Genomic DNA, 15958 nt, shown 5'->3' with positions numbered 1-15958 from the left:
TCGCCGCCGCGCTGATCCGGGCCGGGCTCATCGAACCACCACGGAAGGGCGCGGCGGGACCACCGTGTTTGCCCAGGTCGGCAACCAGACCTCGGCGTCGGATATCCGCGTCCGCGTGTGCCCGGTTGCGAGGTGTTCGCGAAGCGCGCCGAGCGCGGGATGCGGGTTGTCGGCGCGCCAGATCAGGGACAGGGGATAGATCGGCGCCGGCCCGCGTACGGGCACCCGCCGCAGGTCGTAGCTGTCCGGCCACAGGTACCGCGTGCGTTCACCGGCCAACGTCGCCAGGTGCGCGGAGTCGGCGATCTCGGCCAACAGGGCCTCGTTGCCGAAGACCGGGCCGACGAGGTCGATGGTCAGGCCGAACGCGGCGGCGAGTTCGTCGTAGTAGTCGGCCCATTCGCTGTCGGGAGCCATGCCGGGCATCCAGATCCGGTGCGGAGCGAGGTGGGCGGGCGTGACCACGCGGGCGTTGGCGAGCGCGTGGCGCGGCCCGACGAGGATTTCGTGGTGCTCGTCGATCACACGGGCGACTCGGATCGCGTCCGGCAGGTGCCGTGCGGGCACGGGCACGGCGTGGAAGGACGCGTCGACCGCTCCCGCCTCGACGGCGGCTGTCGCGGCGTGCACGTCGGCGTCGAGGGTGACGACGTCCAGCTCGACGTGTGGGTGCGCGCGGTGGAAGTCCTGTAGCACCACGGCCGGCGCGATCCGTCGGCTGTGCACGTCGACGCGCAGGGCACGCCGGCCGGGGCGTACGGACGCGTCGGCGCGCGCCGCGACCCGGAGTAGTTCACGGGCGTGGGGCAGGAACGTCTGACCGTCGATGGTGAGGTGGACGCCGCGCGGTGTGCGGTTGAACAGGCGTACCCCGAGGTCCTTCTCCAGGGCGGCGATGCGCTTGGACACGGCCTGCTGGGTGATCGACAGCGCGGCGGCGGCGTCCTGGAACTGGCCGGCGTCGGCGGCGGCGACGAAGGTACGCACGGCGTCGAGATCCACGGCGTGCACCCTACCCACACAACGTCTGGTTGTGGCTGCCCGCTCCTTCGGTTGTTTGATCAGTGGCCCTTGCTCCTGCTTTGCTCGCATCGGTCAACGAAGAGTTGTCCGGAAGCGGGGTGGGCGTGGTCGCGAGACGGTCCCTGGGGCGACGGTTCGGCTGGTTGTGGGCGGCGTACGCGGTCAGCGCGTACGGCTCCGGGTTCGGGTTCGGTGCCCTGCCGCTGATCGCCGTGCTCGTGGTGGACGCCAACCCCGCCCAGGTGTCCGCGTTGTCCGCGGTGGGCCCGGCGGTGGGCGCGCTGGTCGCGGTGCCGCTCGGCCCGTGGGTGGAGTTTCGCCGCAAGCGGCCGGTGATGATCGCGATGGACCTGGTCCGGTTCGCCGCCCTGCTGACGATCCCCGTCGCGTACGCCCTCGGCGGGGTCAGCTTCGCGCAGTTGCTGGTCGTCTCGGCCGTCGTCGCCACCGCCAGGATCGCCTTCGGGGCGGCCAGTGGTGCCTACCTCAAGGTTCTCGTCCGGCCGGACGACCTGCTCTCGGCCAACGCACGGTTCGAGTCGACGACGTGGAGCGCCATCGCGCTCGGGCCGCCGCTGGGCGGCGCGGCGGTCGGTGTGTTCGGGCCGGTCACCAGCATCGGCGCCGACGCGCTCAGCTACCTGCTGTCCGCGCTGGGGATCACGGCGATCCGCAGCCGGGAGGAACGTCCGGAGCGAGGCGGCGGACGCCAGGGTCGGGCCGGTGCGGTGCTGGACGGTTGGCGGCACCTCCTCACCCACCGAGGTCTGCGGGCGCTCTACCTCAACCAGTTGCTCGTCAGCGGACTGATCATGGCCACCGAGCCACTGCTGGCCGTGCTCCTGCTCGGTGACCTCGGGTTCCCGCCCTGGCAGTACGGTCTCGCCTTCGCCGTGCCCTGCCTCGGCGGGCTCGTCGGCTCACGCCTGGCCCACCGGGTCGTGACGCGCTACGGCCGACACCGGATCCTGCGTACCGTCGGGACGTTGCGCGCGGTCTGGCTGATCGGCCTGGCGTTCGTCCAGCCCGGCGTCGCCGGACTCGCGACGGTGATCGCCGTCGAGTTCGCGATCATCCTCAGCATGAGCCTGTACAACCCGGTTCTCGCCACGTACCGGCTGGAGCAGACACCCCGAGATCACACCGTCCGTACGCTCACCGCCTGGTCGATCGGCAGCAGCGCCGCCATCGCCGTCCTGAGCGCCTTCGGCGGACTGCTCGCCGACGCCACCAGCCCTCGCACGGCCATCGCGGTCGCGGGATTGCTGATCCTCGCCAGCCCCCTGTTGCTTCCCCGCCGCCCGGCCGTCGACCCGGTGCCCTATCGTGAACTGGCGACGACCGCCCCGACGTCGCCGTAACCTGAGCGCCCGCACAGCACGTCGCCGTGGCGGTCGACCGCCACGGCGACGTGCGGGCCGGTCGGCGGGTCAGCTCTGGCGGCCGAGCCACTCCCGGTAGGCGGTGGGAGCGATGACGGCCCCGGCGGGGGCGATGAGGGCGTCACCGGGGACGGCGGCGAACATGCCGGCGCTGTCGGTGGTGACGGTGCGCTGGTCGCCACGGGCGGCGAGGGTGATCCGGCCCAACTCGTCGAGGGCGAAGACGTCGGGGCCGGCGACGTTGCGGATGCCCTGCAGGGGCGCGCCCATGCTGACGTCGGCGACGGCCTGCGCCACGTCGGCGGCGGCCATGGGCTGCACCGGGGTGCTGGGCAGACGGACTGTGGTGTCGTCGGCGGTCCAGGACAGGATCGCCTCGACGAACTCGAAGAACTGGGTGGCGCGCACGATCGAGTACGGCACGGGGCCGGCCTTGAGGATGTCCTCCTGGAGGACCTTGGCGCGGTAGTAGGCCAGGTCGGGCACCTGGTCGACGCCGACGATGGAGAGCACCACCGCGTGCCCGACGCCCGCGCGCCCGGCGGCGGCCAGGAGGTTGTCCATGGTCGTCTGGAAGAAGGCGGGGGAGGCGTCGTCGAAGGTCGGCGAGTTCGTCAGGTTGACGACGACCTCGGCGCCGGTGAGCGCCTCGTCCAGGCCCTGCCCGGTGAGCAGGTCCACCCCGGTGGACAGCGAGACGGGCACCGCCTCGTGCCCGGCGGCTTGCACAATCTTGACGACCTGCGACCCGATGAGGCCGGTCCCGCCCAGTACGGCGATCTTCACGGTCATGCACCTTCCCTGCGAGTGTGTGGTCCTTTGTCCGGCTCACCACGCCCCGCCAAACTCGGACCTCTTATGTCCGGGAACTATACTCGGACAGAATGAGTCCGAGTAGCGGGGTGACTAGGGTGACGTCATGAAGATGTCCGGCGGGGTCGAGTGGGCGCTGCACTGCTGCGTGGTCCTCACGGCCAGCAACACGCCCGTCCCGGCGGCCAAGCTGGCGGAGCTGCACGACGTCTCCAGCAGCTACCTCGCCAAGCAACTCCAGTCCCTCGCCCGCGCCGGGCTGATCCACTCCGTGCAGGGCAAGTCCGGCGGTTACGTCCTCACCCGCGCGCCGGGGAGCATCACCCTGCTCGACGTGGTGCGGGCTATCGACGGGCCGGGTCCCACCTTCGTCTGCACCGAGATCCGCCAGCGCGGCCCGTTCGCGACACCGGCCGACGCCTGCACCACACCGTGCCCGGTCGCCCGCGCCATGTGGGCAGCCGAGGACGCCTGGCGGCAGGCGCTCGCCGCGGTCACGATCGCCGATCTCGCCCGCGACGTCGACGCCAACTCCGGGCCCGAGGCACTGGTCGGCATCCAGACCTGGCTCACCAGCGGAGCCGGCTGAGCACTGTCACCCGGTGTGGCGTACCTCGGTGTCCCAGATCTGCGCCCACGGACGCCGCAGCCCCCGGCACACGTGGATCGGGCCGCCGTTCTCGTCGTTCTCCACCTCGACGCGCTGGTCCACCCACCCGGCCTGCGTGCACGACTCGAACCAGGAGTTCAACCGACCGGGACCGTCCCAGCCGACGGCGATCACCACGTCCGCGTCGGCGGGTGGCCGACCGAAGTCGACCATGCTGTTGTGCCCGGAGTAGGCGCGGGGCAGGTCACGGGCCGGACCGAAACGGGCCAACGCGCCCGCCTCACCATAGTTGCCGGTCAGGACGACCGCCCGCGAACGCTCCTCGGGAGACAGGCCACGATGGACGGCGGCGACCGAGTCGGCGAACGCCGGCCAACCGATCGTCTCGCCCGCGTCGTAGTTGACGTCGACCACGAAACCGGGCAACCGATCGGCCGGCAGCACCGGCAGCAACAGCACGATGTTGGGCAGGAGGAACGGCACCACACCCAGCACGAGCAGCCCTCGCCGCAGCCGGACCGACCCACGCGACGCCCACGCGGCGGTGACCACCGCGCCGGCCGCGGTGAGGACCAGCAGCAGCGGCGCGTCGTAGTAGCCCTTGCCGCCGGCGATCAGCACGACGCCGATCACCACCAGCCAGGCCCAGCCCACCGCCCGGTACGCCCGCCACGCCGGTCGCCGCAGCAGGGCGACGAGGCCGGCGATCCAGATCGGCACGGCGTACGGGCTGATGATGACGAACTGGAGGTAGAGGGCGTCGAGGCGGCCGCTGTAGGAGCTGTCCCCGTCGGCGATGGACGCGGCCACTCCGAGCTGCGGGAAGCCGTGCGCCGCCTGCCAGATCAGGTTCGGTGCGGCCAGCAGGGCGGCGACTCCGGCGGCGGCGAGCACCCACCGGTCGCGCAGCAGCCGACGGGGCCCGGCGATGAGCACCCCGGCGACCAGCCCCACGGCCAGCAACGCCGGCAGCACCTTGCTGAGCATGCCCGCCCCGAGCGCCAGCCCGATGCCGAGCGCCCAACGGGAGTCACCGGTACGCAGCAACCGCACCGCGCACCACGCCGCGACCAGCCACACCAGCAGGTCGACGGTGGTGGTGCTGAGCAGGTGACCGCTGGCGAGCACGATGCCGGACAGCGCGGCGAGCACCGCCGCGAAGATCTGTGCGCCCCGACCGCCGCCCACCTCGCGGGCGATCGCGGCGACCAGCAGCACCGCAGCGCCGGCCAACACCGCCGACGGGGTACGCAGCACGACCAGGTTGCCCGGCGCGATCGTGTCGAGCAGCCGGGCCAACGCCGGGACCAGCGGCCCCTGGTCGACGTAACCCCAGTCGAGGTGTCGGCCGGCGAGCAGGAAGTACAACTCGTCGCGGTGGTAGCCGTACCGACCGGCGAGCAGCAGCAGCGTCACCGTGGTGGCGGCGGCCACCAGCCACGGACCGCGCGTGGGCGCGCCGGGCTCGGGTGGCGTCGCCGACGGCGGCGGCTGGGTGGGCCGGTGCGGTCGGTCGATATCGATCGCGGGCTCGCTCACACGCTCATGATGACCGGCGGCGACGCCGCGTGGGTGCCCGTGACCGCGTTCGACACCGTGCCGTATGCGGCTGGTGGGGACGAGTGCGAAGATCAGCTTTGTCACTCGGACCGAAAGGACGATATGCGCTATCGCAATCTGGGCGCCACCGGCACTGTGGTGTCGACCCTGTGTCTGGGCACGATGACCTTCGGCGCGGAGACCGACGAGGCGGGCAGCTTCGCCCAACTGGACCGCTTCGTCGAGGCCGGCGGTACCTTCATCGACACCGCCGACGTCTACTCCCGTGGTGTCTCCGAGGAGATCGTCGGCCGTTGGCTGCGGGCCCGGCCCGACGTTCGGGACCATCTCGTGATCGCCACCAAGGGGCGCTTCCCGATGGGTCCGGGCGCCAACGACGCCGGCCTGTCCCGGGTGCACCTCACCCGCGCCCTGGACGCCAGCCTGCGCCGACTCGGCGTCGAGGCCGTCGACCTGTACCAGGCGCACGCCTGGGACCCGCTGACCCCGCTGCCGGAGACCCTGCGGTTCTTCGACGACGCGGTCAGCGCCGGCAAGATCCGCTACGCGGGCGTCAGCAACTTCACCGGTTGGCAGTTGCAGAAGGCGGCCCTGCTCACCCAGCACCTCAACCTCACCCCGATCGTGACGGTGCAACCGCAGTACAACCTGCTGGCCCGGGAGATCGAGTTCGAGGTGGTGCCGGTCTGCGAGAACGAGGGCATCGGCATCCTGCCGTGGTCGCCGTTGGGCGGCGGCTGGCTGACCGGCAAGTACCAGCGCGACAACGCACCGACCGGCGCGACCCGGCTCGGCGAGAACCCAGAGCGGGGCGTCGAGGCGTACGCGGGTCGCAACGCAGAGGAGCGCACCTGGCGGGTGCTCGACGCGGTCCGCGAGATCGCCGGACAACGTGGCGTGTCCATGTCGGCGGTGGCGCTGGCCTGGCTGGCGGCTCGGCCGGCGGTCACCTCGGTGATCCTCGGCGCGCGTACCACCGAGCAGCTCGACGACAACCTGACCGCCGCCGACCTGGACCTCGACGCCGAGCAGATGCGGTTGCTCGACGAGGCGAGCGCACCGCCGGTGGGCGACTACCCGTACGGCAGCGCGGGTGTGCGGCAGCGCGGCCGTGACCTGCCAAGCGCGTCATGACGTCGTTCCCCGAGCCCACCGCCCCGGCCGGCAGCCGCACCGAGGTCTTCCTGCGCTACCTGGACTACTTCCGGGAGTCCATGGTGGCCAAGGTGTCGACGCTGGACGAGTCGGAGCTGCGCCGCAGCCGGCTGCCGTCCGGGTGGACCCCGCTGGAACTGCTCACCCACCTGCGTCACGTCGAGCTGCGCTGGATCGAGTGGGGCTTCCAGGGCCGCGACGTGGCCGAGCCGTGGGGTGACCGCCGCGACGACCGCTGGTACGTCGCCCCGGACGTGACCCGGGAGGACCTGGTGGCGGCGCTGCGGGCGCAGGGCGCACACACCGCCGAGGTGGTGACGGCGCACGACCTGGCGGAGATCGGCGCGCCGGGCCCGCGCTGGAGAGGCGCGGATCCGGCGTCGCTGGAGCGGGTGCTGTTCCACCTGGTCCAGGAGTACGCCCGACACCTCGGCCACCTCGACGTGGTCGCCGAACTCGCGGGCGGCCCGACCGGCGAGTGAGGCGACAGCCCGATAATGGGGCAATGCCGCTGCTCGTCGAACCCGCCCTACCCGCCGGAAGCCTCGGTGCCCAGGAGCAACCAGACCTTCCGGTACGCCCCGGGCTGGCGCTGCGGCCGTGGCGCGTCGACGACGCCACGGCCGTACGGGCTGCCTTCGGCTGTCCCGACATCCAGCGGTGGCACGTCCTGCGTCTGGACGACGATGACCAGGCGCGGGCGTGGACGGCGCAGTGGGAAGGCCGTTGGCGCGACGAGACGGCCGTGAGCTGGGCGATCGTCGGTGACGACGACCGGCCGGTCGGTCAGGTGGGGTTGCGGGGCGTGCTGCTGGCCGAGGCGTCGGCACACGTGTCGTACTGGTTGCTGCCTGCGGCGCGCGGCCGGGGGATCGCCACCGCGGTGCTGCTCGCGATGACCCGGTGGGGCTTCACGCAGGCGGGGTTGCACCGGCTGGCGTTGGAGCACTCGACTGCCAACACGGCGTCGTGCCGGGTGGCCACGCGGGCCGGATTCACCGTGGAGGGCGTGGCCCGAGGGTCGGTGCGTCACGCCGACGGCTGGCACGACATGCACCTGCACTCACGGTTGCGCGCCGACGGGCCGATCTGATCACCCGATCTTCCCGATGGTCGGCAAGTGAGGGAAGCATCGCGAGCAGCACGGCCGAGACCAGGAACGACACGGCGTCGACGAGCAGCACACCTCGTAGTCCGACCAACGGGAACAGGGCAGCGGCGAGGAGCGGGCCGACCGCCTCCGCCCCGTTGGACCCGAAACCGAGGGTGGAGTTGGCGATTTGATTCAGGAAGCGACCGAGACGGTGGTGGTGGTCCCGTTGGAGTCGGTGACCCGTACGTCGGTCGCGGTCGCGGGCAGGAGTGCTGCGTTGCGGCCGGCGTCCTGCCACTGGCCGTCGCCGACCCGGTAGCTCAGCGCCGACCCTTCGGCCGCGACGACGACGCCCTGGTCGTTGGGGAGTCGTAGTCGCACAGGTAGGGGCGCCGACCAGTCCGCGGTCGTGCTGGCCACCGCTTCGAACGGAAGATATTTGCGAGCGAGCAGCGCGATGACGCGGGACGGATCGTCGTCGTACTGAACGGTTTCCACGAAGAGCCGCCGGCCGTCGGGGGTTGCCCCGTAGACCACCAGACGGGGAGAGCCGTTGTGCGTGTGCACTCCGACAGGGTCGAGATACTCGGCGAGGGCTTCGGCTGGCGCGTCCACCTCCTTGGCAGCCGGGTCGGTGCCCCACACCTGCTCCGCGCCGGGCAACGTGTGGCGAGCCAGCGGTGGTGCCGGCCGATCCTTGTTGTCGGGGAAGAGAATCTCGCTCGTGCCGTCGATGTGAATCATGTTCTGCCGTTGAACGGGAGTCCGGGAGAGCGCGACGGTGACCTTCGTGCGCTGTGGCGGCACCGACAGCACCGCCGCACCGTCTTGGAAGGCCACAGACTCGAAGGTCCGCTCGACCTTGCCATCGGGCATGGACCGTAGTTGCGCGGAGAACTGCACCGGTTGCCCGAAGTCCAGCACAAGGAGCACGTCGCGCTGCGGTCCGAGCAGCGCCGCCTGCTCGGCGCCGTCTGTTCCGTTGTTGTCGAGCTGCGTCAGGGTGCGGACGCGCGGGCCGCCGGCGGTGGGTTCGACGAACCCCACAGTGGTGCCGTGCGCGGTGGCCTGGGCGACGTAGGAGGCCGGGCCAGCTGGCGTACCTCCTGCCCACACGACGTGCGGCTCGCCGCGCGTCCGATCTCCGACCTCCTTGATCCGGCGCTGCCACGCCTGGCGGACCTGCCGCAGGTAACCCTCGTCGGCGGCCAGATCGCCGCGAGTGGGCTGGTCGAGCAGCGGTGAAGCGACCTGTGCCTCTCCGGCATCGCCGGGCAGATCGAGGACGCCGGCCACGGGCACGGCCACCACGGCCGCGCAGACCGCCGCCAACACGGCCCGCCGCCGCACCACCCGACGTCGCCCACCCCGACGCACCTCAGCGAGCAGGCCCGGCGGGCTGACCAAGTCATCTGTAGCGCGGTGCAGGATGCCGCGCACGTCACTGTCGTTCATGGTCATCGCGAACTCCCGGCTCCAGTGATGGGTATGACGAGACTCGATCCGGCCAGCACCTCTCGCAGCCGTGCCAACCCACGCGAGGCGTGACTCTTCACCGCACCCTCCGAGCAGCCCATGGCCGCCGCAACGTCGGTGACCGGCAGGTCTTCCAGGTAACGGAGGACGACAGCGGCCCGCTGCCGGGCCGGCAACGCCCGCAGCGCTCCGACGACCAGCTCGCGAACCGCGACGGCGTCGGCGTGGTCGCGGGCCACCCCGTCGTGGTCACCCAGCGACTGTTCCGGACGCCGGGCACGCCAGCGCCACCGGTTGATCGACCGATTGACCAGCGCACGTCGCGCGTACGCCTCCGGGCTGCTCTGCACCCGACGCCAGCGCACGTACACCTGCTCCAGCACCTCCTGAAGCAGGTCCTCGGCAGCGTGCCGGTCCCCGGTCAGCAGGAAGGCAACCCGTAACAGCACCCCCGACCGTGAGCGAACGAAGTCATCGAACTCCGCCCCACGCGAATCCCTCATCTGACCTCCCGGCCTCGTCACCCAGCAAGACACCACATCGGCGCGCGAGGTTTACCGGTCCGGTAACTCTGCTCGACGAATTCGACCCGTGCCCATCAGCCGGGAGTGGTTCAGCGGGTCTCCGCCCAGCCGACGAAACGCGGGGTCAGGTCGGGAAGCGCGACGCCCGGGTGGAGCGTGGTGAGGTCGGCTGCGGCCGCCTCCTGAACGTTCGCCAGGTGCGTCAGCAGACCCGGCCGATCCTCGCGGTACTCGGCGAGCAGGCGCAGCTTCGCGGCCGAGCACGGCCACAGGATGCCGCAGACCGGGCAGCGCCACGACGGCCGCGACGGGGAGTGCTTCCGGTGCCCGGGCATCAGACGGCCCGCGCGCTGGTCCGACGCCGAACGGGTACGGCTTGCCGCTGTACTCCCGCGCGCATCACGAACAGTTCACGCCGTGCCACCGCTTCACCCTTCGCGTTCAGCTGGTACGCGTCGAGCCAGAGCCAACCGTCGTAGGTGTACCGGTCGGGTATCTCGCGGATGACGCGGACGACGATCGGTTTCCGGAACTGCACGCTCGCGGCGTCGGTCAGGAGGACCACGTCGCCGGCCCTGAACCGGCCAGCGTCTTCGTTGCTCTCCGGCACCGGTCTTCCCTCTGGTCGGCGTCTGGGAAGGGGCCGCTTCCGGGAGTGCTCGCCCACCGGAAGCGGCCCCGCGAACGCGCCCGCCGGGTCGAAATCCCTGCCGCCCGCGCCGCCTAAACCGCACTTTGCCGGTAGTCGCTGGACAAGCACACAGCGTTACGTTATGTCTTCATCGCAGCCGCTTTGCACCAGGAGAGGACGGCATGAACCACGCCTTTGTCACAGCGCTCGCCGCAGCGGGTCACACCGCCGAAAGCCTCGCCGATCGGATCGGTGTGCACCCGAAGACCGTCGCCCGGTGGGCGAACCCGGGCCACATTCCACAGAGCCGGCACCGGGCGACAGTCGCCGGGCTCCTGGCCAAGGACGTCGACGCACTGTGGCCGGACGCCGACCGTCGCCGTGAACCGGTGTGGTTCCGGCCGTGGGTCGATCTCGAACGCGAGGCGGTGACGCTGCGGTCCTTCCAACTCGCGTGGGTGCCCGGGTTGTTGCAGACCGAGGCGTACGCGCGGGCGACCCTGGCCGGCGGAATGCTGCCGGCGGAGGCGGTCGACGAGTTCACCGAGGCGCGCCTCGGCCGGCAGGCGATCCTCGCCCCGGGAGGCGGCGGTCCCCTCCTGGTGGCCGTGCTGGACGAGGGGGTGCTGCGACGGCGTGTCGGCGACGACAGCGCCCTGATGGCCGCGCAACTCACCCGCCTGGTCGGGCACGCCGAAGCGGGCACCGTCCAGCTGCACATCGTCCCGGCGGACGCGCCCAGCTATCCGGGGCTCGACGGCCCGTTCACCATCGCGGACATGCCGGACGGTTCCCGGGTCGCGCACGTGGACAGCGCGGCCCAGGCGCAGATCCTGGACCAGCCATCGGACCTTGTTAATCTGGAGCGACGGTGGGAGCGGATTCGCGGAGAGGCACTGCCCCGAGGGCGTTCCCTGGCACTCCTCAGAGAAGCGGCAGCAGCATGGACATGACCGGCGCGCGGTGGCGGAAGAGCACGAGGAGCGGCGGCAACGGCGGCGACTGTGTCGAGGTCGCCGACAACCTGCCGGGTGTGGTCCTGGTGCGCGACACGAAGGATCGCGACGGCGGAACGCTGGCGGTCAGCCCCGCGTCGTGGCGGTGTTTCGTCGCGGCGGCCCGCCACGCCGCCGGACCTCGTTAGCGGACGCCTGCGGGTTCGGCCGGTTGCGGTTGCGGGGTCGCCGGCCAGGTGAGTCGGCGTACGCCGGGCACGAGTGACGTGCCGGCGCAGGAGGCGAGGACCAGCAACCCGGCGACGGCCAGCGGCACCGGCGCTCCGAAGGCGTCGGCGGCCAACGGCGCCAGCGCGTAGCCCAACGGCATGGCACCCAACGACACCAGCCAGTCGTACGAGGTGACGCGGGCCAGGACCTCGGGCGGGAAGTGGTGCTGCACGACGGTCTCCCAGACCGGGTTGAGATAGCCGAGGGCGGTCAGCGCCACGGCGTACGCGGCGATCACCGCGGGGGCGGGCGCGGCGATGGCCAGCAGGAACAGCGGCGCCGCGTAGCAGGCCAGGCCGAGGTTGGCCAGCAGCACCGGCCGGTGTAGCCGGACCCGCCCGGCCAGCAACGATCCGGTGAGCATCCCGATCGCACCGGCCTGCAACAGCACCACCCAGGTCGTCTCACCGCCCAGCCGGTCGATGGCGACGGCCGGCCCGAGGGTCATCAGCACGGCGGCGGCGCCGTTCCACACGCCGTGCCCGATCAGGCTGGTCCAGAACCAGTCGCGGGCGCGGACCTCACCGAAGCCGTGCCGCAGGTCGGCGAGGACGGAGCGGCGGGGCACCGGCACGTGGCGGACCCGCACCAGCACGAGCAACGTGGCGCTGAGCGCGAACGACGCGCCGTCCAGGATGAACGCCCAGCCGGGCCCGGCGGCCCAGATCAGCGCGCCGGCCAGCGCCGGGCCGGCGAGGCGGCTGGTGTTGGCGGTGACGCCCATCAGGGCGTTGGCCTGCTGCCGGTCGGCCGGTTCGACGGTGCCGGCGACCAGCGGCGACGCGGTCGGAATGGCGAACGCCGAGGCGACGCCGCCGAGCGCGGACGCCACGATGACGGTGCTCAGCGACGGGTCGCCCCCGAGCAACTCCACGCCGACCGCCAGTTGGGTGGCGCAGCGGACCAGGTCGGCCAGCAGGGCGACCCGACGGGCGTCGAACCGGTCGGCGACGACACCGCCGAGCGGCAGCAGGAGCAGACGGGGAACCATCGCCGCGGCGAGGACGGCGGCCAGTGCCCCGGTGGAACCGGTGGCCCGCAGCACGGCCAGCGCCAGCGCCGCGGGCACCACCGCGTCGCCGAGGGCGGAGAGGGTGCGACCCAGGAACAGCAGCCGGAAGGAGGGGTTGCGCAGAGGGTGAGCCATGACCCGAAGGTACTTCGACGTCGAATATTTTGGCAATGAATATTTCGACATTGAGGTAAGCTGGTGCCGTGACCCCGACCCCGGACTCCGCCGACCGGCACATCGAGCGTTGGCTGCCCGTGGTCCCGGACCTCGACGCGGACGTCGAGGGGGCGGTGACCAGGATGATCCGACTGACCCGACACCTGCGGGCGGTCAAGGAACGGGTCCTGGTCGATCTCGACCTCTCGGCCCACGAGTACGAAACACTGCACGCCCTGGCCGGTCGTCGAGGCCGGGCGGCGCCCTCGGACCTCGCCACGGACCTGGCGATGGCCCCCGCCTCCATCACGGCACGGGTGGACACGTTGCTGCGGCGGAATTTCGTGCGCCGGATTCCGTCGACAGTCGACCGTCGACGGGTCGACGTGGAGCTCACCGAGGCGGGGCAGGCCGCGTGGCATGGGGCGATGGAGGTCCAGGGTACCGAGGAGCACCGGCTCTTCGGCGCGCTCACCGCGACCGAGCGGCGGCACCTCTCCGACCTGCTGCGCCGGGTGCTGCTCGTCGCCGAGCAGCCGCAGAGCACGCCGGAGACCTGAGCAGCCCGGGAAATTGCCTGGCGGTCCGCGTACCGCCGATGGAAGGGTGACCGGCGTGACTGCGCATGCGCTGGCCGGGGCCCTGGCCGACGACGGACGGCGACGGATCTTCGCGGCGATCGTGCTGGGTGCGACCAGCGCGACCGACGTCGCCGAGCGGACCGGCCTGCCGGCGCGGGTGGTGCTCACCGGGGTCCGCCGGCTCACCGACGCGGGTCTGGTCACCGGCGCGGACGGTGCGCTCGCGGCCGACCAGGCGTCGCTGCGGGAGGCCGCCCGCGACAGCCGTCCGGCCGACGACGCCGATCCCGGCGTCGACCCGGTGCTGCGGACCTTCCTGCGAGGGGACGTCCTGGTAGGTCTGCCGGCTCAGCGAGGTCGGCGGCGGGTGTTGCTGGCACACATCGCCGAGCAGTCGTTCGCACCGGGCACCCGCTATCCGGAGCGAGCCGTCGACGACGCGCTCAAGAAGTGGTGCGCAGCCGGTGGGTCGGACCACGCGACGCTGCGCCGCTACCTGATCGACGAGCAGTTACTCACCCGTGAGCACGGCATCTACCAGCGACACTGATCGTCCGCCGCACAAATCGTCTGGTCACGGAGCATCTTGCTAGCCTCGGCGCATGACCTCCTGCACGCCCGCCGACGGCCCACCCGACCTGTTGTTCCTCCTCTCCTGGGCGAGTCACGCGCTGCAGACCGAGCACGCCGCAGGGTTGGCCGAGCTGGGCATCTCGCCGCGAGCGCACTACGTGCTCGCGCAGGCCAGCACCGGTGACCTGACCCAGCGCGAGATCGGGGAACGGTGCGGCGTGGACAAGACCACGATGGTCGTGACGCTCGACCAACTGGAACGGGCCGGGCTGGCCGAGCGCCGTCCGGTGCCGACGGATCGCCGGGCTCGGTTGGTCGCTGTGACACCGGCGGGGGAGCAGGTCCTGCGGCAGGCGCAGCAGGTGGTTCGGCGTATCCAGGACGACCTCCTCGCCGCCCTGCCCGAGCAGGACCGGGACGTGTTCCTACGGTCCCTGCTGGCGCTGGTCGGCGGCCCACTGGCCAACACCTCCCCGTACGCACCGGGTGCCCGCTCCGGCTGTTAATCCCGAGGGAGATAGTTCCGAACAAGACTATCTGTTACGGTCGCACTCGTTCGTTATCCCTGAACGAGGAGCCGTCATGAGTGCTGCCGCCGTCACGAGCCCCACCACCTCATCGCTGCGCCGCCGCGCCCTCGGCGTAGGCGCAGCCGTCCTGGCCTGTGTGGCCATCTGGTCGATCGGCGCGTTGGCCGGGGTCGACTACACGGTCGAGAGCCCGGGGCAGCCCGCCACGGACATCGGGGTTGGCGCGATCGTCATGGTCTCCCTGGGTGCCGCCCTGTTCGGCTGGGCGACACTGGCCCTGCTGGAACGATTCGCCCCACGCGCCGCCCGCCCGGTCTGGATCTCGTTGGCCGTCGTCGTGACGCTGCTGTCCTTCGCCCCGCTGCTCAACGTCGATGCCACCGGCGGCGCCAAACTGGCCCTCGGCGCGACGCACGTCGCCGTGGCGGTCGCGCTCATCGCCCTGCTGCCCCGACCCCGCCGATAACCGGCGGTCAGCTGCTTGATCACCGATCTGGTCAACTCGGGTTCCTGGAAACCGCGGTGTGCGAGCTGCCGTGACGCCCCGGTTTCCAGGAAGCCGAGCCCGATCTGGTCGATCAGTGCCACCCGACCCGACCAGCCCGATGCGGTGCAACTGCTGCGCGAGTACATGACCGAGATGGTGGTCCGCTACCACCGTCGACCCGCCCTGCCCGGTGAGGTCGACGCGGCGCTGGCCGAGATGCCCAGCGACGATCTGACCCACCCGAGTGGACTGCTGCTGCTCGCCCACCATGGCTCCGAGCTGGCCGGCTGCGCCGGACTGCGCTGGCAGTCGGGCTGGGCCGAGCTGACCCGGGTGTTCGTCCGGCCCGAGCATCGAGGCGCCGGAGGAGGTGCCGCGCTGCTGGCCGCCGTCGAGCAGGCGGCCCGTACCGCCGGGGTGGACCGGATCCGCCTCGACACCCGCAACGACCTGGTCGAAGCCCGTGCGCTGTACGCCCGGCACGGCTACCTGGAGATCCCGGCGTACTCGCAGGGCCCCTACGCCGAGCACTGGTTCGAGAAGGAGTTGACGAACGCGTCCGAAGGCGTTAAATAAGAGGAGGAAGTTGAGTCGCCCCGGCTCAACTCATCACCTTCGGCCAGGAGAACCGAGGAGGCATGACCATGTTGATGCGTACCGACCCGTTCCGCGAGATCGACCGGCTCGCCGAGCAGTTCTTCGGTACGGCAGCCCGTCCCGCGACGATGCCCTTGGACGCGTACCGCGACGGGGACCACTTCTACGCGGCATTCGACCTGCCCGGCGTCGACCCCGACACCATCGACTGCACCGTCGAGCGCAACGTCCTCACCGTTCGGGCTGAGCGTCGCCGGCCCAGCGGCGACGGCGTCGAGCTGGTGGCCGCCGAACGTCCGATGGGCACCTTCACCCGGCGACTGTTCCTGGGCGACACCCTGGACACCGACAAGCTCGAGGCCGGGTACGAGCACGGGGTGCTGACGCTGCGCATCCCCGTCGCCGAGCGGGCCAAGCCCCGGCGGGTCACCATCAGCGGCAACGGCGAAGGACGCCGCCAGATCAACGCGTGATCCGTGATGCTAGGAGCCGTGCCGGTGTCACGACGAATCCGCCGTGCCGGTTTAAT

General features: G+C 71.4%; 21 protein-coding genes. 13 read left to right on the top strand and 8 right to left on the bottom strand.

Annotated features, from left to right (window positions below):
• Positions 1–27 precede the first annotated feature (27 nt).
• Positions 28–1002, bottom strand: a complete 975-nt coding sequence (locus ACWCO3_RS18925; RefSeq protein WP_450011188.1) for a LysR family transcriptional regulator — start codon at positions 1000–1002, stop codon at positions 28–30.
• 125 nt (positions 1003–1127) lie between these two features.
• Between ACWCO3_RS18925 and ACWCO3_RS18920 the strand changes: the two genes are divergently transcribed.
• Positions 1128–2384: an MFS transporter gene (locus tag ACWCO3_RS18920; RefSeq protein ID WP_450011186.1), complete on the top strand. Its 1257-nt coding sequence runs from the start codon at positions 1128–1130 to the stop codon at positions 2382–2384.
• 69 nt (positions 2385–2453) lie between these two features.
• On the opposite strand, the gene ACWCO3_RS18915 is transcribed toward ACWCO3_RS18920, so the two are convergent.
• Positions 2454–3197 carry an SDR family oxidoreductase gene (locus ACWCO3_RS18915; RefSeq protein ID WP_244311712.1) on the bottom strand — a complete coding sequence of 248 codons (744 nt, stop codon included), beginning with the start codon at positions 3195–3197 and terminating at the stop codon, positions 2454–2456.
• Between the two features lie 127 nt (positions 3198–3324).
• On the opposite strand from ACWCO3_RS18915, the gene ACWCO3_RS18910 reads away from it, so the two are divergent.
• The gene (locus ACWCO3_RS18910; protein ID WP_208745022.1) at positions 3325–3807 is read left to right on the top strand and encodes an RrF2 family transcriptional regulator; all 483 of its coding nucleotides are present in this window, start codon (positions 3325–3327) and stop codon (positions 3805–3807) included.
• Positions 3808–3813: 6 nt separating this feature from the next.
• Here ACWCO3_RS18910 and ACWCO3_RS18905 read toward each other — a convergent pair whose 3' ends face one another.
• Complete coding sequence (locus tag ACWCO3_RS18905; protein WP_450011183.1) at positions 3814–5367, bottom strand: ArnT family glycosyltransferase; 1554 nt, start codon at positions 5365–5367, stop codon at positions 3814–3816.
• Positions 5368–5490: 123 nt separating this feature from the next.
• On the opposite strand from ACWCO3_RS18905, the gene ACWCO3_RS18900 reads away from it, so the two are divergent.
• Genes ACWCO3_RS18900 through ACWCO3_RS18890 form a run of 3 tightly spaced genes read left to right on the top strand, consistent with a single transcriptional unit; the run spans position 5491 to position 7636 of the window.
• Positions 5491–6522, top strand: a complete 1032-nt coding sequence (locus ACWCO3_RS18900; protein ID WP_450011181.1) for an aldo/keto reductase — start codon at positions 5491–5493, stop codon at positions 6520–6522.
• Positions 6519–7025, top strand: coding sequence for a mycothiol transferase (locus tag ACWCO3_RS18895; RefSeq protein ID WP_450011179.1), 507 nt, complete (start codon positions 6519–6521; stop codon positions 7023–7025). Before ACWCO3_RS18900 ends, ACWCO3_RS18895 begins: the two co-directional genes overlap by 4 nt.
• Positions 7026–7048: 23 nt before the next feature.
• A complete protein-coding gene (locus ACWCO3_RS18890; protein WP_145781851.1) occupies positions 7049–7636 on the top strand; it encodes a GNAT family N-acetyltransferase in 588 nt (195 codons plus the stop codon).
• A gap of 192 nt (positions 7637–7828) precedes the next feature.
• Here ACWCO3_RS18890 and ACWCO3_RS18885 read toward each other — a convergent pair whose 3' ends face one another.
• The 4 genes from ACWCO3_RS18885 to ACWCO3_RS18870 all read right to left on the bottom strand — a co-directional run bounded on the left by ACWCO3_RS18885 (position 7829) and on the right by ACWCO3_RS18870 (position 10246).
• Complete coding sequence (locus ACWCO3_RS18885) at positions 7829–9097, bottom strand: hypothetical protein (protein ID WP_450011177.1); 1269 nt, start codon at positions 9095–9097, stop codon at positions 7829–7831.
• Positions 9094–9615: a SigE family RNA polymerase sigma factor gene (locus ACWCO3_RS18880; protein WP_145781846.1), complete on the bottom strand. Its 522-nt coding sequence runs from the start codon at positions 9613–9615 to the stop codon at positions 9094–9096. The genes ACWCO3_RS18885 and ACWCO3_RS18880 overlap by 4 nt, the downstream gene beginning before the upstream one ends.
• Before the next feature lie 110 nt (positions 9616–9725).
• Complete coding sequence (locus tag ACWCO3_RS18875; RefSeq protein ID WP_450011174.1) at positions 9726–9971, bottom strand: flavin reductase; 246 nt, start codon at positions 9969–9971, stop codon at positions 9726–9728.
• On the bottom strand, positions 9971–10246 hold the full coding sequence (locus ACWCO3_RS18870) for a hypothetical protein (protein ID WP_450011172.1): 276 nt from the start codon (positions 10244–10246) through the stop codon (positions 9971–9973). Before ACWCO3_RS18870 ends, ACWCO3_RS18875 begins: the two co-directional genes overlap by 1 nt.
• 203 nt (positions 10247–10449) lie before the next feature.
• Between ACWCO3_RS18870 and ACWCO3_RS18865 the strand changes: the two genes are divergently transcribed.
• Entirely contained in the window at positions 10450–11220 is a 771-nt protein-coding gene (locus ACWCO3_RS18865; protein WP_450011170.1) for a Scr1 family TA system antitoxin-like transcriptional regulator, read from the top strand.
• Positions 11211–11411 (top strand): DUF397 domain-containing protein, encoded by a 201-nt coding sequence (locus tag ACWCO3_RS18860; protein WP_450011168.1) that lies wholly within the window; start codon positions 11211–11213, stop codon positions 11409–11411. The genes ACWCO3_RS18865 and ACWCO3_RS18860 overlap by 10 nt, the downstream gene beginning before the upstream one ends.
• Here the strand turns inward: ACWCO3_RS18860 and ACWCO3_RS18855 are convergent.
• Positions 11408–12640, bottom strand: a complete 1233-nt coding sequence (locus ACWCO3_RS18855) for an MFS transporter (protein ID WP_450011166.1) — start codon at positions 12638–12640, stop codon at positions 11408–11410. The two genes, ACWCO3_RS18860 and ACWCO3_RS18855, sit on opposite strands and share 4 nt — an antisense overlap.
• 68 nt (positions 12641–12708) lie before the next feature.
• Here ACWCO3_RS18855 and ACWCO3_RS18850 point away from each other — a divergent pair, with 68 nt between their 5' ends.
• From ACWCO3_RS18850 to ACWCO3_RS18825, 6 genes are all read left to right on the top strand, one after another.
• Positions 12709–13221, top strand: coding sequence for a MarR family winged helix-turn-helix transcriptional regulator (locus ACWCO3_RS18850; RefSeq protein WP_450011164.1), 513 nt, complete (start codon positions 12709–12711; stop codon positions 13219–13221).
• Between the two features lie 55 nt (positions 13222–13276).
• Positions 13277–13792 carry a DUF2087 domain-containing protein gene (locus tag ACWCO3_RS18845; RefSeq protein WP_357936601.1) on the top strand — a complete coding sequence of 172 codons (516 nt, stop codon included), beginning with the start codon at positions 13277–13279 and terminating at the stop codon, positions 13790–13792.
• 52 nt (positions 13793–13844) lie between these two features.
• On the top strand, positions 13845–14321 hold the full coding sequence (locus ACWCO3_RS18840) for a MarR family winged helix-turn-helix transcriptional regulator (RefSeq protein ID WP_450011162.1): 477 nt from the start codon (positions 13845–13847) through the stop codon (positions 14319–14321).
• A gap of 76 nt (positions 14322–14397) precedes the next feature.
• Positions 14398–14811, top strand: a complete 414-nt coding sequence (locus tag ACWCO3_RS18835; protein WP_450011160.1) for a DUF6069 family protein — start codon at positions 14398–14400, stop codon at positions 14809–14811.
• Between the two features lie 144 nt (positions 14812–14955).
• Positions 14956–15408: a GNAT family N-acetyltransferase gene (locus ACWCO3_RS18830; protein ID WP_450011158.1), complete on the top strand. Its 453-nt coding sequence runs from the start codon at positions 14956–14958 to the stop codon at positions 15406–15408.
• Between the two features lie 68 nt (positions 15409–15476).
• Positions 15477–15902 (top strand): Hsp20/alpha crystallin family protein, encoded by a 426-nt coding sequence (locus ACWCO3_RS18825; RefSeq protein WP_450011190.1) that lies wholly within the window; start codon positions 15477–15479, stop codon positions 15900–15902.
• Positions 15903–15958: the final 56 nt, after the last annotated feature.

This window comes from Micromonospora sp. NPDC002411, assembly GCF_053592955.1.
This window is presented reverse-complemented; position numbering and strand designations above follow the sequence as displayed.

Excerpts from the sequence above, each read along its gene's own strand:
- ACWCO3_RS18915 (WP_244311712.1), bottom strand. The coding sequence starts at position 3,197 with ATGACCGTGAAGATCGCCGTACTGGGCGGGACCGGCCTCATCGGGTCG.
- ACWCO3_RS18910 (WP_208745022.1), top strand. The coding sequence starts at position 3,325 with ATGAAGATGTCCGGCGGGGTCGAGTGGGCGCTGCACTGCTGCGTGGTC.
- ACWCO3_RS18900 (WP_450011181.1), top strand. The coding sequence starts at position 5,491 with ATGCGCTATCGCAATCTGGGCGCCACCGGCACTGTGGTGTCGACCCTG.
- ACWCO3_RS18895 (WP_450011179.1), top strand. The coding sequence starts at position 6,519 with ATGACGTCGTTCCCCGAGCCCACCGCCCCGGCCGGCAGCCGCACCGAG.
- ACWCO3_RS18890 (WP_145781851.1), top strand. The coding sequence starts at position 7,049 with ATGCCGCTGCTCGTCGAACCCGCCCTACCCGCCGGAAGCCTCGGTGCC.
- ACWCO3_RS18885 (WP_450011177.1), bottom strand. The coding sequence starts at position 9,097 with ATGACCATGAACGACAGTGACGTGCGCGGCATCCTGCACCGCGCTACA.
- ACWCO3_RS18880 (WP_145781846.1), bottom strand. The coding sequence starts at position 9,615 with ATGAGGGATTCGCGTGGGGCGGAGTTCGATGACTTCGTTCGCTCACGG.
- ACWCO3_RS18875 (WP_450011174.1), bottom strand. The coding sequence starts at position 9,971 with ATGCCCGGGCACCGGAAGCACTCCCCGTCGCGGCCGTCGTGGCGCTGC.
- ACWCO3_RS18865 (WP_450011170.1), top strand. The coding sequence starts at position 10,450 with ATGAACCACGCCTTTGTCACAGCGCTCGCCGCAGCGGGTCACACCGCC.
- ACWCO3_RS18860 (WP_450011168.1), top strand. The coding sequence starts at position 11,211 with ATGGACATGACCGGCGCGCGGTGGCGGAAGAGCACGAGGAGCGGCGGC.
- ACWCO3_RS18855 (WP_450011166.1), bottom strand. The coding sequence starts at position 12,640 with ATGGCTCACCCTCTGCGCAACCCCTCCTTCCGGCTGCTGTTCCTGGGT.
- ACWCO3_RS18840 (WP_450011162.1), top strand. The coding sequence starts at position 13,845 with ATGACCTCCTGCACGCCCGCCGACGGCCCACCCGACCTGTTGTTCCTC.
- ACWCO3_RS18835 (WP_450011160.1), top strand. The coding sequence starts at position 14,398 with ATGAGTGCTGCCGCCGTCACGAGCCCCACCACCTCATCGCTGCGCCGC.
- ACWCO3_RS18825 (WP_450011190.1), top strand. The coding sequence starts at position 15,477 with ATGTTGATGCGTACCGACCCGTTCCGCGAGATCGACCGGCTCGCCGAG.